The sequence below is a fragment of the Bacteroides sp. AF25-38AC genome (assembly GCF_003602995.1).
In the GTDB taxonomy this organism is placed as follows: domain Bacteria; phylum Bacteroidota; class Bacteroidia; order Bacteroidales; family Bacteroidaceae; genus Bacteroides; species Bacteroides uniformis.
Map to the genome: position 1 here is coordinate 1 of NZ_QTMD01000012.1, position 14,428 is coordinate 14,428.

The 14,428-nt window shown below is 38.9% G+C and carries 15 protein-coding genes; 6 read left to right on the forward strand and 9 right to left on the reverse strand.

The genetic code is table 11. From position 1 onward, the window contains the following. The first annotated feature begins 190 nt into the window (after positions 1-190). Positions 191-796 carry an outer membrane beta-barrel protein gene (locus DWY55_RS09850; RefSeq protein WP_005830614.1) on the forward strand — a complete coding sequence of 202 codons (606 nt, stop codon included), beginning with the start codon at positions 191-193 and terminating at the stop codon, positions 794-796. A 1-nt stretch (position 797) separates the two neighbouring features. On the opposite strand, the gene DWY55_RS09855 is transcribed toward DWY55_RS09850, so the two are convergent. The 4 genes from DWY55_RS09855 to DWY55_RS09870 all read right to left on the reverse strand — a co-directional run bounded on the left by DWY55_RS09855 (position 798) and on the right by DWY55_RS09870 (position 3,652). Further along, entirely contained in the window at positions 798-1,502 is a 705-nt protein-coding gene (locus DWY55_RS09855) for a ComF family protein (RefSeq protein ID WP_005830616.1), read from the reverse strand. 31 nt (positions 1,503-1,533) lie between these two features. Then, positions 1,534-2,331 carry an inositol monophosphatase family protein gene (locus DWY55_RS09860; protein ID WP_016272410.1) on the reverse strand — a complete coding sequence of 266 codons (798 nt, stop codon included), beginning with the start codon at positions 2,329-2,331 and terminating at the stop codon, positions 1,534-1,536. A 9-nt stretch (positions 2,332-2,340) separates the two neighbouring features. Then, a complete protein-coding gene (locus DWY55_RS09865) occupies positions 2,341-2,808 on the reverse strand; it encodes a hypothetical protein (RefSeq protein WP_016272409.1) in 468 nt (155 codons plus the stop codon). A gap of 241 nt (positions 2,809-3,049) precedes the next feature. Beyond that, a complete protein-coding gene (locus DWY55_RS09870) occupies positions 3,050-3,652 on the reverse strand; it encodes a DsbA family protein (protein ID WP_016272408.1) in 603 nt (200 codons plus the stop codon). A 304-nt stretch (positions 3,653-3,956) separates the two neighbouring features. Between DWY55_RS09870 and DWY55_RS09875 the strand changes: the two genes are divergently transcribed. The 4 genes from DWY55_RS09875 to DWY55_RS09890 all read left to right on the forward strand — a co-directional run bounded on the left by DWY55_RS09875 (position 3,957) and on the right by DWY55_RS09890 (position 7,480). Continuing rightward, positions 3,957-5,069, forward strand: a complete 1,113-nt coding sequence (locus tag DWY55_RS09875) for a CHAT domain-containing protein (protein ID WP_080707087.1) — start codon at positions 3,957-3,959, stop codon at positions 5,067-5,069. 10 nt (positions 5,070-5,079) lie between these two features. After that, positions 5,080-5,442: a tetratricopeptide repeat protein gene (locus tag DWY55_RS09880; RefSeq protein WP_243633652.1), complete on the forward strand. Its 363-nt coding sequence runs from the start codon at positions 5,080-5,082 to the stop codon at positions 5,440-5,442. A 978-nt stretch (positions 5,443-6,420) separates the two neighbouring features. Further along, positions 6,421-7,080, forward strand: coding sequence for a hypothetical protein (locus tag DWY55_RS09885; RefSeq protein ID WP_004321160.1), 660 nt, complete (start codon positions 6,421-6,423; stop codon positions 7,078-7,080). Between the two features lie 7 nt (positions 7,081-7,087). Next, positions 7,088-7,480, forward strand: coding sequence for a hypothetical protein (locus DWY55_RS09890; RefSeq protein WP_120178069.1), 393 nt, complete (start codon positions 7,088-7,090; stop codon positions 7,478-7,480). A 97-nt stretch (positions 7,481-7,577) separates the two neighbouring features. On the opposite strand, the gene DWY55_RS09895 is transcribed toward DWY55_RS09890, so the two are convergent. From DWY55_RS09895 to DWY55_RS09910, 4 genes are all read right to left on the reverse strand, one after another. Next, positions 7,578-7,952 (reverse strand): DUF5640 domain-containing protein, encoded by a 375-nt coding sequence (locus DWY55_RS09895; RefSeq protein WP_120178074.1) that lies wholly within the window; start codon positions 7,950-7,952, stop codon positions 7,578-7,580. Positions 7,953-8,286: 334 nt separating this feature from the next. Then, on the reverse strand, positions 8,287-8,874 hold the full coding sequence (locus tag DWY55_RS09900; RefSeq protein WP_120178070.1) for a tyrosine-type recombinase/integrase: 588 nt from the start codon (positions 8,872-8,874) through the stop codon (positions 8,287-8,289). Positions 8,875-9,031: 157 nt separating this feature from the next. Beyond that, positions 9,032-9,304 (reverse strand): hypothetical protein, encoded by a 273-nt coding sequence (locus DWY55_RS09905; RefSeq protein ID WP_004321010.1) that lies wholly within the window; start codon positions 9,302-9,304, stop codon positions 9,032-9,034. A 290-nt stretch (positions 9,305-9,594) separates the two neighbouring features. Continuing rightward, positions 9,595-10,611: a DUF3871 family protein gene (locus tag DWY55_RS09910; protein ID WP_005681910.1), complete on the reverse strand. Its 1,017-nt coding sequence runs from the start codon at positions 10,609-10,611 to the stop codon at positions 9,595-9,597. Positions 10,612-11,531: 920 nt separating this feature from the next. Between DWY55_RS09910 and DWY55_RS09915 the strand changes: the two genes are divergently transcribed. Further along, positions 11,532-13,376, forward strand: coding sequence for a DEAD/DEAH box helicase family protein (locus tag DWY55_RS09915; RefSeq protein ID WP_120178071.1), 1,845 nt, complete (start codon positions 11,532-11,534; stop codon positions 13,374-13,376). Between the two features lie 78 nt (positions 13,377-13,454). Here DWY55_RS09915 and DWY55_RS09920 read toward each other — a convergent pair whose 3' ends face one another. Further along, complete coding sequence (locus DWY55_RS09920; protein WP_120178072.1) at positions 13,455-14,336, reverse strand: hypothetical protein; 882 nt, start codon at positions 14,334-14,336, stop codon at positions 13,455-13,457. Positions 14,337-14,428: the final 92 nt, after the last annotated feature.

Below are 14,428 nucleotides of genomic sequence, written 5' to 3' on the forward strand. Positions count from 1 at the left end.
AATTTGGAGACAAAGATAATAATTTATAAATTTACCCCTCAGGTTTTTACATTGACCCCAAAAGACAAACATTTCTATTTCATATTCAAAGATTTAACATACATTTGCCAAATGTAAAGTAAGGAGTTTCATAAAAGCACCTGTCTTTATTTATTAGAAAAACATATTTTAATCCAAACACCAAACTACAATGAAAACTCTTTTATTCTTTTTAGTCATAGGATTCAGCCTATGTACCGCTGGTAAAGCACAAACCTCTCTTGTTTCTACGCGAGAAAAATTCCGCCACCATGAAATATCCGTCAGTTACGGCTTCCTCCCCATTACCGACGCCAATAGTATAGCCGAAGAGTTTATTGCTCCGACAGCAAGTTTTGGAATCTATACACGCGAGAAGACCAGCTATTACGGCGCTCTGAATATCAGTTATATTTATAGAATCAACCGTAAAATCAGCCTAGGCGTAACCGGAGGAATAACCGGTAATAGAGGGACGGCCAGTAGCCTTTATGAAGTTTTGGATGAGAATAAGAACGATGACCGGCGCTATCTGTATATCCTCCCCACCTTCCGGTGGCATTGGTTCACCCGCCCCCAATTCTCCCTATATTCCTCTGCAGGGCTCGGCGCCTATTTCCTCCGGAACAGCTTTGGAGGAGACACTTATCACAAAAAGGAATTTGCCTATCAGTTCAGTTTTCTGGGTATCGAATATGGAAATCAGTTTGCCTTCTTCACCGAATTCGGCGTAGGATATACGGGAACAATCGTGGCAGGCGGACGTTTCCGCTTCTGATTCACGAACCCGCCACTGCCAGCGTCAGGATACTAACATGTACGCCTCCCACATCTTTAAGCGCATCGGCACATGCAGTTGTAGTGGCTCCGGTGGTCAGTACATCATCCACAATAAGGATATGTTTCCCCACAAAGCGTTCCGGATAGCGGAGAAGGAAAATACCGTCTACATTTTCCCAACGCTCGTAAGCAGACTTTCGGGTCTGCGTTTCCGTATGTCTTCTGCGCAGCACGGAGGACACATCAATAGGAATACCCGTTACGGCAGAAACGCCGCGCGCTATACATTCACTCTGATTGTATCCGCGCAACTTTTGTTTGCGGGGATGTAGAGGAACGGGGATAATTACGTCTATACCACGGAAAAAACCGGTAGCCGCCAGCTCCGCTGCCATAAAACGCCCCATTATTTCTCCCAAATCTTTCCGGCCTCCATACTTCAGTTGATGCAGGATGTGGCGGAAATCACTTCCTTTGTGATAATAAAAGAAGGAAGTGCCGCGTTCCAGAGGTATCTTCCCCCAAAACATACGCTCCACGGAGTTGTCTTCGCGAAGATGATAGTTTGTCCGTGGCATATTCATATTACACCTGATGCAAATGCCCTCTTCTCCCTCTTGCAAAGAGCTCCCGCATACAGCACACTGACGCGGGAAGAAGAGATGGACAAAGGACAAGAACCAGGCTTTAAATGTGTTTTCCATAAAAAAGTGTAATAAGGCAATAAGAACCGTATCAGAATGGCAGCGCCTCCCGTACCAACCGCAAAAACAACGGATGCAGCGGCCCGTTGGTGGCTATGATATGATGCCCTTCTATAAAGTTCTCGTTTCCCAAAAAGTCTGTTACCTTACCGCCGGCTTCCAACACCATGAGTGCAGCCGCAGAGAAATCCCACTTACCGATAAAAGCTTCCAGCCAAGCGTCAAAACGTCCGGCAGCCACATAGCAGAGGGCAAGCGCCGCCGAACCATTCATGCGAATGCCTGCAACCTTACCGTAAAGTTCGTGTATCAAATGTTCGCCCGTACGGGCATACTGCTCGAAATTGTAGGGTAACTCTGTCACCACAAAAGCGTCTTTCGGTTCACTGACAAGCGAAACACGCAACCGTTCTCCGTTCACATAGGCTCCTCCTCCTTTCCAAGCATAAAAACACTCGTCTCGGCAGGGTTCATAAACCACACCCAGCAAAAGCGACTGCTTGTCACGCAAGGCAATACTTACACAATAGGGAGCATTGTCGTGAATATAGTTCGTTGTCCCATCCAAAGGATCCACTACCCAGCAATACGTTTCGTCACTATAGGCAGCAGACCCTTCTTCGGCAATGAATCCGGCTTCGGGAAGCAATTTCCTAAGGGCAGATACAACCTTTTTCTCGGAAGCCTTGTCCACATAAGATACATAATCGTGCGCATGTTTTTCCTGCACCACCTCCCGACGGAAACTTTTCCGCTCTTCCTTCAAAAAATGCCCGGCTTCACGGGCTACACAGCAGACAGCCTCTGTCAACGCCTTCAAATTTTCCATATTCTTATATTATTTACCATTCGCATCTTCCTGATAAATGAGCCTCCCCCGTTGGCTGACCGTCCACTCACCGTCTTCCAGACGTACGTTTTTCGTATCATCATCTTCCACATTCCAGGCATATCCACCGGCAGGCAGACCTCGACGGTCCAGAATTTCGTTCGAAACACCTTCCTCCGAGAAAAACAACTCCACTTGCGTAGAGTCCGGACTGAACACCAAGAACAAAGTCTTCCCGGCATCATCCACTGCATTCATGCGGACACCTTTCTCCCACAAACGGATGCAATCTTTCTGCACCTCGCTCCACGTATATCCGGCAGAAGCAATACAACCATGTTCGTCTTTATCACTACCAACCACGGCCTCTTTTTCCTTTCTCTCCGAAGTTTCCGCTTCCTTTTTACCGCCGTTTCCACAACCGGTCAACAAAGCTCCGGCACATATCAGGCACATAGATACAACCTTCATATTCATACGCTTGTTTTTATTAGTTTTCAATTGACAAAGTTAAAAACAAATCGGCAGTACTAAAAGTTTCTTCCCTTTTTATACGCACGGCTCTTTCGTTTAAAGGAGTTATCGGGAGTCAGAAGGAGTCATCAGCCGGCAAGTCGGCTTAGGAGTTAAAGCCGATAGTTCTGTGAATACATACACAAGAGTATCGGCTGTAACTCCTAGCGGAGCAAAGTGATAACTCCTCTAACTCTCTTGCTTGTCATGGCTTGAGATATACCACTGTTTTTCCACTACCATATTTGCGAATAATACCTTCTTCCAGAAATAGGTTCAAATCGGCCACCGCCTGATGTTTCGCCTTTCCGGTCAGCTGTTCATAATCAGTACGCGTAATGCAGCCATACTTATTCAAATGCTGCAACAGTTTTTTTCTCCGCTCCTCCAGTGTCAATTTGGAATGAGAGATATAGGGAGATGCTTTCCGTTCCAGCTCCATCGTCTGAAAGCGGTTGCGGAATTTACTGCCGATACGCAAGTTTACATTCTGAAAATGCACGGACGGAGAGCGAATATCCTTTTTATTCGCCACGGCCTTGTCGCACTTCAATGATAACGAAAAGAATCCCAATTCGCCCACTTCAACTATCCATCCGTCTGCCAGCCAGCTGTGCAACTCATCCGTTATAGCCTGCAACGTGCCATCGAGAATGGCAGGGCTGAAACCGGTAGCCTTGTGAACCAGTTCGCGGAATTTATCGGCAGGAATGGTTCCTTTGGGAAGAATACGGGCGTGAAGCAGCTTTTCTTCACCGTCCTCCGGAGAAGGATTGGGGGTCTGGTATAAATCGTAATAAGCACTCATATAATTTAGAATATCAGTTGGGCAATATTATTCATTCAATGCTGCAAGAACAAGTCCTGATGCACCGAGTTTAATTCGTTAGACAGTTGTTGCTGTTTCGTTAAACGTCCATCTTACGAAAGAACAACAATTGTCTAACGGAAAGAAGACATCTGTCTAACGAATTAAAAACAACGCCCAAAGGTATTAATAAAAAGGGAAGTAGGGATTAAAAAAGGGGAAAAATCGCTCTAATAATAGGTTCATTGGCGTAATAAAAGCTTTTATTCAGTTGGTTTTTAAACAGACTCTTAAATGAGCAAAGTTGAGAATAAAAAGTTGCCGTTCCAAACAAAGAAAGAATATTTATTTTGCTCCTGCTGGGCAACTCCATAACATCGCCATAGAACACCTTCCAAGCAGCGACTCTACTTTTATAGCGGAACAAATAAATTTCTATCGGTTGTCGTCTACGCGACAATTGGTTATGATAAAAGACAAAAGCCATATTAAAGAAGCTGTTCTCTATGGAGGTCTTAAATATGATGCTGATACAACAGCTTTAGTAGTCGAAAACAAAAAATATACTGATATTCCTCGAGACTTGAATATTCAACATACCTTCTATCCGGATTCCCTAAACCTGCGTGACGGAGCCAAATACCTTCCCGCCACTAAGATAGAAGCTGAACAAATTAAACAAGCACTAGAGAATACGAGACTTCAGCCAGCCTTATATATGGATTTACGAGGTACAGAAGAATCTTTTAAAGCTTTATCAGGTAAGAATATCAGTATGCTACATATCGCCACTCATGGTTTCTATTGGACAGAAACAGAAGCCAGACAGACAAAGGATCTTGATTTCTTGATGATGGGAGACAATAACCAATCACGCTACGTAGAAGACAAAGCATTGACTCGATCAGGACTGCTATTGTCAGGAGCAAATATTGCACTGAAAGGAAATCCTTTGCCGGAAGGATTAGAAGACGGCATACTCACCGCCAAAGAGCTTGCCGGTTTAGATTTACGAGGGTTAGACCTGGTAGTACTTTCTGCCTGCCAAACCGGACTGGGAGAAATAACCGGTGACGGAGTATTCGGCTTGCAACGCGGTTTCAAAAAAGCGGGAGCCAACACATTATTAATGAGTCTCTGGAAAGTGGACGATAATGCTACTCAACTCTTGATGACACAGTTTTACAAGAATCTGCTCGCAGGAAAGAGCAAATTTGAATCTTTGCGCGAGGCCCAGAAGTATGTACGTGACTACGAAGTTGAAATTGAAACAACTCCCGACAAGCGCTGGCAGTCAGAAGCCAGGCAAAAAGAAAAACAGAGCAAAAAGCCTATGCCCAAAGAGTTCAAGAAAATAAAAAAATATAAGGATCCCTTTTACTGGGCTGCATTCATTTTATTGGATGCAATTGATTAACTCTTAATTTATGAAAAACATGAAAAATTACTTATTGTGCATATTCCTTGCAGTATTTACCATCAGTATTTATGGGCAAAACCACAAGAATGCTGCGGACTATAGGACAGATGCAATAAATGGAAACGCGATTGCACAATTCTATCTCGGACAGAGCTACTTTAGGGGATGGGGTATAAAACCTGATACCATACAAGCCGTTTATTGGTGGCGAAAGTCGGCTGAGCAAGGAAATCCTGCTGCACAAAACAATATGGGTGCAGCCTATAGTAATGGCTGGGGGAATTTAACTCAAAATAAAGAAACGGCCATCTATTGGTATAAAAAAGCAGCTGAAAAAAATGGGGCTTTTATTACTGTATCTAATTATTAGCCATTTAGCAAAATGGTGATTCATTCTTGTGCTTTGTATGCCTCATAAGAACATTACAAATATAACTCTTAATTCTGAAATAAAACGCATTTCCCTATGATATTTTAATCTATATGTTCTATTTAACAACTTATATTTAAATAAAAAGCCAACTATCATCTCGATAACTGACTTTTAATTTTTAATCACTTATTTGCCTTGTATATCTTTATAATACTCGGCAAAGTTCTCTGCATAATTCTTAGCTTCGGGACTTCCTTTAGTTTATGTACATCTTTATCCATTATTCTGCTTATAGAAGCAATAATTCCATTTTGTCGCTATCTACCACTTTGACATTTTCTTCCAATACAAACACATACCTCAATAATCCAGAATGTATCTTTTACATTAGATTGGACAGATTCTTATCAGTACCTTTGCTATAGATAAATCAATTACCAATCTATTTATTTCTACAAAAATATGCAAGTAACACCCAAAAAGAGCACCGTGATTTCTTATTTACCACAAGAGATTAGAGAAACTAGATTGACAGAGGTCACATATTTACCTATTACAAGGGAGATGTTAGAACAGTTATTCTCAAATTCATCCAAGAAGGATAAGCATAAATTAATTAAGAAGAGAAGGAAATGAACTAAAAAAGCAACACTTGATAGATAGTTCAAATGCCGCCTTCTTGTATAATAGATAATTAGTTGAATCTGTTTTTAAGGGTGCAATTAATTTGTACCCTTTTTATTCGTTCATATATTAATGCATCTATTAAATCTAAGTTTTTTGATAAAAAGATATTATTTATATAATTAATAATTATTATATTTGTAATTGAATTGGTAAAACAGAAGCGTTGTGCTGCTTTGTTGCAAAATGTGGGAAATTATTAAAAAGGGCAAAGATAGCATTACAGTTTCACGCTTCGATGTATAGTATTGATGTTCTTGTAGAAACTGGAGAACGGTAAAATTTGATAATATGAAAAAACTACTATCAATTACAATGTTGCTCATATCTTCATTATTTATTTATGCGCAACAAGACGTTACTAAATTTTTAGGTATTCCAGTTGACGGAAGTAAATCTGAAATGATTCAGAAATTAAAAGCTAAAGGTTATACGAGTAGTCCGCTTGATAAAGATGTTTTAGTTGGTGAATTTAATGGTGCAGATGTCAATATACACGTTGTAACAAATAATAATAAGGTGTATCGAATAATGATTTGTGATGTTAATAATATTGATGAAAGGGCTATCCAGATAAGGTTTAATAGACTCTGCGAGCAGTTTGTTAATAATTCTAAGTATTCTTCTTTACCTTTGGAAGAATATATGATACCAGATGATGAAGATATTTCTTATGAAATAACCGTCCATAAGAAACGCTATGAAGCAGTGTTTTATCAAAAAACTGATGAAACTTTTATGGCAAAACAAATTGAGGCTGCCTTCCCGCAATATACAAAAGAACAACTTGCGAATCCAAGTGAAGAGCTGCGAGCAGAGATAGTTAATTTTGTGACACAATATATATCAAAAAAAGCTGTTTGGTTTATGATTAATGAACGTTTGGGCAAATATTGTATTACGATGTATTATGATAATGAATACAATAATGCAAATGGTGAAGATTTATAATTAGATTATGAAAAAGGTATTAATATTTATTGCAGGCGTTGTTACAAGTGCTATTTTAATGCTTGTTATTGCTGCACTTATTGGAAATTCGTCAAATGGAGAATCTTCAAATAATGGAATGACATTCTTTGAGAAAGAAGGGGATTGCATTAGTGAAAATAATTTTGAGGTCTTTCAGGTTCTTGATTCAGGTGACGCTTTAGCTAATGAAATTGACGAACTCTCAATATCAACAGGACTAATGGTTTTATTTTTGTGTGATGAAGGGAAATCGTATTATGACGACCAAGTTATCAAAGTTCCTGAAGGAAAATGTGCAAAGCAGATTGGGACATTCAAATACTCAACAAAGGCAGGTTTTGATAAGACTGTTCCTATTGTAAGCATACTCAATAAATAGGATAAAAAAATAAAAAGCGTGTATGAGGGGCATTAATTTGCACCCTTCTGTAAAAATAAAGGCAGCAAGTGAATGTTACTTCAAATGCTGCCTTTATTTAATTATTACTTCTTCTTATAAGTAATTTCTGTGCCATACTCATTTTGGCAGTCATAGTATTGCCATTAATGTTGATAGTGTATTTGTCAGTATCATCATCGTCATAGTTTATTATTAATGTACTGGATTTACTATCATAGGTGTAAGTAAACTGATATGTGTATGATTCACTATCATCGTCATAAAATAAATGTTCTTCTCCACTTCCGTCATTTCGGAAGGTCCACCTTAAATGTTCGCCTTCATCATCGTTCTGCCATACTCCAACCAATGGATTAGACGGGTCATCATCGTCGTCATCACCACAAGCGGTAAAGTTCAAACACAACACAACCATTAACAAGGTCGTTCCAATTAATCTCAATGTTCTCATAATTGATATAAATTTAATCTTGCCAACCTGTTCCCTATAGTTGGCTACTACATACAAAAAGGTGTGGGAACTATCAGCATATCTGTTCCAAGGTATCGCCAAACACCCACACTACAAATACACACAAGTTGCCCACACCTAGACTATAATATTCTGCTAAATAACAGGTATATAGCCAAGCATGGGCGTTGTGCATATCCTCGTAGTGTAAAATTTTGGCGAAATTCTGGAACAAGGATAATGCAAAACGCCTTTCGTTAAATAAATATGTTATTCCATTACTGGAACGGCACAAATATACAAAAAGCGTTTGTATTATAACTAAACCTGTGTGTTAAAAACTAAGACAATCATAGGTATTTAATAATTCTTCTTGCCTTAATCCCAAGTATCTTTTAGTGATTGATACACTGGAATGATTGAATAGCTCCATGAGCTTAACAAGTGCAAGCTCTGAATTATCGTTATTCATGTTGTAGACCTGTCTGCCAAAAGTCTTTCTAAGAGAATGACACGAAAAATTGCCTATTTGTAGCCTGTATTTTTTCTTAATCTCCTTCAACATGACATTGATTCTCTGAACTGTGTACACTGTCCCCTTCTGACTTATCAATACAGGTGCATTTATACCAACTGGATTTATATGACCGTAACAATCTCTGATATGTTGCTGTAGCTGCATATTAATCCTAATTGTCCTTTGCTTTCCTGTTTTAATCTCTGTAATGGTAAATTCTTCTGCATCTAATATCTGATTCCACCTTAAAGCAAGAATATCAGAAATTCTTAGACCTGTGAAGCAACCCAAAGCAATAAGAAGTGACATCTTATAATTACTATCCCTTGCCAACTTTCTTATTAAGTTCATCGCTTCGCTCCATTGCAAATAATCTGCTGTTGTACTTGAATATTTAAGTGACATAACGTTCTGTTTTATAGTGAAACTAATAAAAGTGAATATTATTTTTTAGTTGGAATATCTAACCTACTGATTACTAGCTAAACATTCACTAATTATCAAAGTGAACATTTTTATAAAGCAAGGACACTAAGTAAATAATGTCCTTACTTCATTCAACCTATATAAAAGGTAGGTGGGCTTCATCCAACACGCCACTGTCAACTATCCGTTTGCAAAGTTCGTGCGATGCCTGATTTCTAAGGTCTGTGCCATAGTCCTTACTACCAACCATGCGAATAATCTCCACTATGGTTTTTATTAATTCCTGCTGTAGTGTACGGTGGTAACACTTTGTACTTTCAGCAAACCTTTTAGGATTCCAACTATAATCGTTCAAGGCTCTTTCAAGTTCTTGCGCTGCCTTGTATTCGCGACTGCCTTCTATTACCATATTCCAAATATTTAAGAGGTTTATAAATAGAAAGAGTACCTATATATAGTATATAGATACCCTTATTAGTTCTTCATGTACTACTTCACCGTAATAATCTTGTATATAGTCCAAATAATCATCAAGAAGAATACAATAGGTGAGATTGCACACATAACAAGTAACAAGATAATCCAAGATATAACGACTAATAACGCTTGTAACATAATCTTTTGAATATTAATAGGTAATGAATAATAAAGGGACACCCTTATTATATGGATGCCCCTTTTAAGTACTCTGTAATACCACTAACTAAGAAACCATTGATACTTGTCATCACCATGTAAAGCGGAACATATACCCGTTGCAAGTTCTGTAGCATTATAGGCTCTATCCAAGAATGAATCTATATAGCTACTCTTATTTGCACCTGTGAGCAAGTTGTAGAACTTCCACATAGACAAATCATTCCCCAAGCTGCCAAAGTTCTCATCATTGATATACGCTTTAGCCACATTGTTAACCTGTGTATCAGTAAGCAACATTTTAGGTATATCTTTCTGATAGCCTTGCGGTAATGACTGATAAAGTCTCATTCTTCCAAGTAGTTGGCAGAACTGATGCTCCGTCATACTGGTATTGCCTAAAGACTGCATCAAATGTATGTGTTTGGCTGCATCGTATTTGTGGAACATTTCCAATACCGCTTGATATAAATCCCTTGTATTGGTAACTTCCAAGCAACTAAGATAACCGTCCGTAGATACACATAGATTTGTGCAAACCTTACAAGTAAAGCCAATAAACACTTTAAACCGCTCCGCACCTTTCTTTGAATAAAGATTGGTGTGGTTATAAGCTCTGACACCGCCAATAGTAAGGGTTAGCCTGTTACCGTGTACTGTCTCATAGATAGTAGGAACTTCAATAACAAAAGCGCATCTTTCGTAGTAGATAGTCTTGTCACTCTCTAATAACTGATTGGCGGGCTTATGTATCGCTTCGGGAATCCTACCTTTGATTACATGAGAAACACGAATGTCTGGCGATTCAATTTGTTCACCGCTAAAGAATGTATTGGTTGCATCCTGTACCGCTTCAATGAAAGCCACATGAGATAATGTAGCTTCGTTGTCCTTTGCGAATACGGGTATAATACAATCATTCCTTAGATGCTCCAAACTGGCTTCAATCGTATTGGCTTCAATGAATAGAGGTCGTTTCTGCTTAATAATTGGCTCTTCAATTATTACCGCTTCTTCTGCAAATTCACCAAAGTTTCTACTAGTTCTCTGCACTGGCATAATCTGTAATGTTGATTCCATAATCTGTAATTTATTAAGTTAATATTAGAAATTCCTCTGTCTGAAAGCTAAGCAAGCCACAATCAGTATTAATAATCCAATAAAGAACTGTGGCACTAAGACTACTGGCACAATTAGAATTATTCCAAACGTCAATAAAATCTTTAAATTCTCCATACGCATAATAATAGATTAGTAAATAGTGTATTTAAGGACAAAATGAGGGCTTGACATGAAGTACTATTCATTCACTTATCTTTGTGCATCTTTATATGTAGACATATACAAATCGTTGATAAGTCCGCACATTTAAGAAGTTCAAAAGGTTTGTGGGCTGAATAGCAATTCATGTTATCCTTTCTTTTTCCTAATGATTGGTATGGGGGTGTAGAGTAGTTACACCGCTATAGAGTGCATAACATATACCTCATGCTCACTGTCTGACTAATAATTTCACTTGATAGCTGTATAAAGTCTAAATAGAAACACGACCTAAATCTAAAGGGTGGGGGTATGAATTTCAAGTACCTATATTTTTGAGTTGGGTATCAAAAGGAACTTTACCAGTAATATATATCACTCTCAAATGCCATTATTGGCCTTTAGGACATACTCCCCTATAGAATGACGGACTTATGACAGTATCAGTATAAAGTTTGCAGATTGTCCACAATTCATGATTTTACTGTCGGAATATTAATTACCTTTGCAATATCAGGACAATGGGAAACACCCCAAATATAATCCTCAAAATTATTCCGATTCCATGTTAGAGATACCCTAAACGGGTATAATTCGACCTGATGCGTATCAGGTTTTATTATTCTTGTGACTGTCCAATATTTCTACCATGACTCCCTTATACTAAAGATAAAAATTCTCTATAAAGTGGACAACACTAGATTAGATTATTCCAGTCAAATTAACTTTTAACTTAACTTATGAAGAAAGAAATGATTAAAATTCCGGCAAATATCAAGTATTTAACCGAACGGGAGAAGTTCATAGAAGAATTCGGGAAACCGTTTGAACTTCCTAATGGTATTTTGAATAAAGAGATACCCGGCTGTGGAGCAACTACAGTCGCACTGACAGATGAACATAAAACTATTATATGCAGCCCTCGCAATGAGCTGTTGAAAAACAAACATGAACAATACCCTGATACCTTGCTTGTAATTGGCGGGGTGGACACCAAAGAGATTGAGGCATATTTGCAGACTGCGGAGCTTCCCAAGATTCTGGTCTCCTACGATTCCGTGTATAAATTGATTGGCTGTATTAAATATAAATCAGATTGGCGTGTAGTAGTGGATGAATTCCAGTGCTTGTTGGCAGATAGTAGTTTCAAGTCTGAAATAGAATTGCACTTTTTGGATAATTCAAGGTCGTTTCCGTATGTTACATTCTTATCGGCAACTCCAATTCTTGACAAATATCTGGAACAGATTGACCACTTCAAGGATATGAATTACTATCAGCTTGACTGGGAAGAAAAGGATATTGTCAGAGTATATAGAGAACGCACAAAGAATCCTATCAATGCAGCATTGGAAATAGTTCGCTACTATCAGAATGGCAATTATCCTTCTGTGTATGTTAATGGGGAAAGGATTTACTCCAAAGAATGTGTTATATTTCTCAATAGTGTAAATAATATTGTGAACATTATTAAACAAACAGAACTCAATCCGGAAGAAGTAAATATCATTGTAGGTAATTCTGACGATAACGACAGACAGATTGCAAGGATTGGGGAAGGATTCAAACGGGGAAGAATTCCCTTGAAGGGGGAGACGCACAAGAAATTCACCTTCTGTACTTCCACCGCTTATGCGGGCTGTGATTTCTACTCCACCAATGCCGCAACTTTTGTCATTAGCGATTGTAATCGCCCGAACACTGCGGTTGATATAGCAACGGAACTGGTACAGATTGCAGGCAGGCAGCGTCTGGCATGCAACCCCTTCAGGCAGTTCCTCACCTTCGTTTACAATGTCAATGCAGAGGAGGTAGAGCAGGAGACATTCAATGAGCATCTGTGCCGGAAGGTCAATGTGACACTTGACGAGATTAGAGACAACAACAATGCCGGTGAAGCATTGAGAGCCAAACGTATCAAGGATTTTAGGAGAATCCCCGACAATGTAAAATATCAGGATTCATATACAATGTACGATGAACAGAAAGGAGAATTTGTTTTCAACCGTTTAGCCTATGTAAATGAGCAATACTGTTTTGATGTCCAGAAGTTCAATTATCAGAATGGGGTAATTGTAAAGAAACTGCTCCAAGATAGTAGTTTCGATGTCAGTGAGAATCAAACTTATGCCGTTTACCAAGAACAGTTGAAACATCTAATCAAAAAGGAGCCATTTGTAGACAGGATGCAGGCATACTGTGAATATCGTGCCAAGCAAGGGCTGATTGTCAATCTCGCAATGTCAACACTGGAAAGCAAATATCCAGAATTGAGGTATTATTATGAGGCTTTGGGCGTTGACAGGATTAAAGCTCTGAATTATAAGGAGAAGAAACTGCTCAATGAAATCCATATCATGAAAACCAAAAATAAGATTCGTCATGAATTACACGGCACTATTCACATCGGAGACAGGATATTAACTGCTGATATTCAGCAAACCTTACGTGTTGTATATGACAGGTTGGGCATTGACAAGTCACCGAAGGCGACCGACCTCAATGAATTCTTTGAGATTCATTCTGTCAAGATACCGACCGCCAACGGCCGGAAGAATGGCTTTGAGATTCGAGGAATATTGTAAACAAACAGAAAGAGGCTGAACTCAAAATCAATTTGAGACAGCCTCTTATTTTATGTATCATGTACAATCCGGTTATTCTTATTGCTGTTGAGCGTTACGCATCTCAATAACTCGCTCGATGATTAAGTGCTGAATACAGCTAATTTTATCTTCGCACTTAGCTGCTTCAATCCGCAACTTCTCTGTTGCTTCAATGCTGTTTAACACATTACAGACTGTATCAAAGTCATATTGCGAGATGCAATAATTAATGGCCTTAATATATCTGGTTTGTTTTGCAGCTTTCACGCCAAAGGCTTGTACTGTTGCCTTCATCAATTGCTCTGCCTGCGCATAAGTTCTATATTCTTCTTTAAAAAGAGAAGAATTCATAGCAAGGGCTTTGCTTTGTAATAAAGAAACAGTAGTGCTTATACCAAAATATCCCTGTACGGCAGTACCGGAAATAGAGTACTTCTCACCGAAGCTGCGGATATTCAGTAATAATTCATCTCCCGTTACAATTCCGGCATATCCTATCCACTCATCCTTTGAAGGACATTGAGAGAAATATGCAGTTGTTGCTACTCTGCGGTAAGCGTCGGCAACACTATCACATTCCACTAATTCAGCTTGCAGTGGCTCATCCGTCAAACCGAGCAAGTTAACATTGTCGGCTTTATCCAGATAGACCATTACGGCCGGAGCATTATCGAGAAGATTCTCTATTTTACTACCAACGTAATCGTATAGAGGAACATTCTCTGTGTAGAATGGTTTTGCGTCACATAAGCAAACCAGAGTCGGCAAGAGCTTACTCTTATCTATAGATTCATAGGTTTTATTCTTCTCAAAGTTTTTACGTTTGATAGAATAATCGGTGAAGGCAAGAATGATTTCCTGTTCTTCGCCATTAAAATTCACTGTGGTAACAAAGTACCACTTGGGAGCTTCTGCGCTCCCTAAATTTAAAAGCTTCATAAACTTCAATTTTGTTAAAATTATTAAGCGGGCGGTATATAAGAGCGGGCATACTTACACCTTCATATATACCCGGCAATCCGAGAATTGCC

Coding starts and splice junctions, on each gene's coding strand:
- DWY55_RS09915 (WP_120178071.1), top strand. CDS start 11,532: ATGAAGAAAGAAATGATTAAAATTCCGGCAAATATCAAGTATTTAACC.
- DWY55_RS09885 (WP_004321160.1), top strand. CDS start 6,421: ATGAAAAAACTACTATCAATTACAATGTTGCTCATATCTTCATTATTT.
- DWY55_RS09895 (WP_120178074.1), bottom strand. CDS start 7,952: ATGAGAACATTGAGATTAATTGGAACGACCTTGTTAATGGTTGTGTTG.
- DWY55_RS09890 (WP_120178069.1), top strand. CDS start 7,088: ATGAAAAAGGTATTAATATTTATTGCAGGCGTTGTTACAAGTGCTATT.
- DWY55_RS09920 (WP_120178072.1), bottom strand. CDS start 14,336: ATGAAGCTTTTAAATTTAGGGAGCGCAGAAGCTCCCAAGTGGTACTTT.
- DWY55_RS09880 (WP_243633652.1), top strand. CDS start 5,080: ATGAAAAACATGAAAAATTACTTATTGTGCATATTCCTTGCAGTATTT.
- DWY55_RS09850 (WP_005830614.1), top strand. CDS start 191: ATGAAAACTCTTTTATTCTTTTTAGTCATAGGATTCAGCCTATGTACC.
- DWY55_RS09860 (WP_016272410.1), bottom strand. CDS start 2,331: ATGGAAAATTTGAAGGCGTTGACAGAGGCTGTCTGCTGTGTAGCCCGT.
- DWY55_RS09865 (WP_016272409.1), bottom strand. CDS start 2,808: ATGAATATGAAGGTTGTATCTATGTGCCTGATATGTGCCGGAGCTTTG.
- DWY55_RS09855 (WP_005830616.1), bottom strand. CDS start 1,502: ATGGAAAACACATTTAAAGCCTGGTTCTTGTCCTTTGTCCATCTCTTC.
- DWY55_RS09910 (WP_005681910.1), bottom strand. CDS start 10,611: ATGGAATCAACATTACAGATTATGCCAGTGCAGAGAACTAGTAGAAAC.
- DWY55_RS09900 (WP_120178070.1), bottom strand. CDS start 8,874: ATGTCACTTAAATATTCAAGTACAACAGCAGATTATTTGCAATGGAGC.
- DWY55_RS09905 (WP_004321010.1), bottom strand. CDS start 9,304: ATGGTAATAGAAGGCAGTCGCGAATACAAGGCAGCGCAAGAACTTGAA.
- DWY55_RS09870 (WP_016272408.1), bottom strand. CDS start 3,652: ATGAGTGCTTATTACGATTTATACCAGACCCCCAATCCTTCTCCGGAG.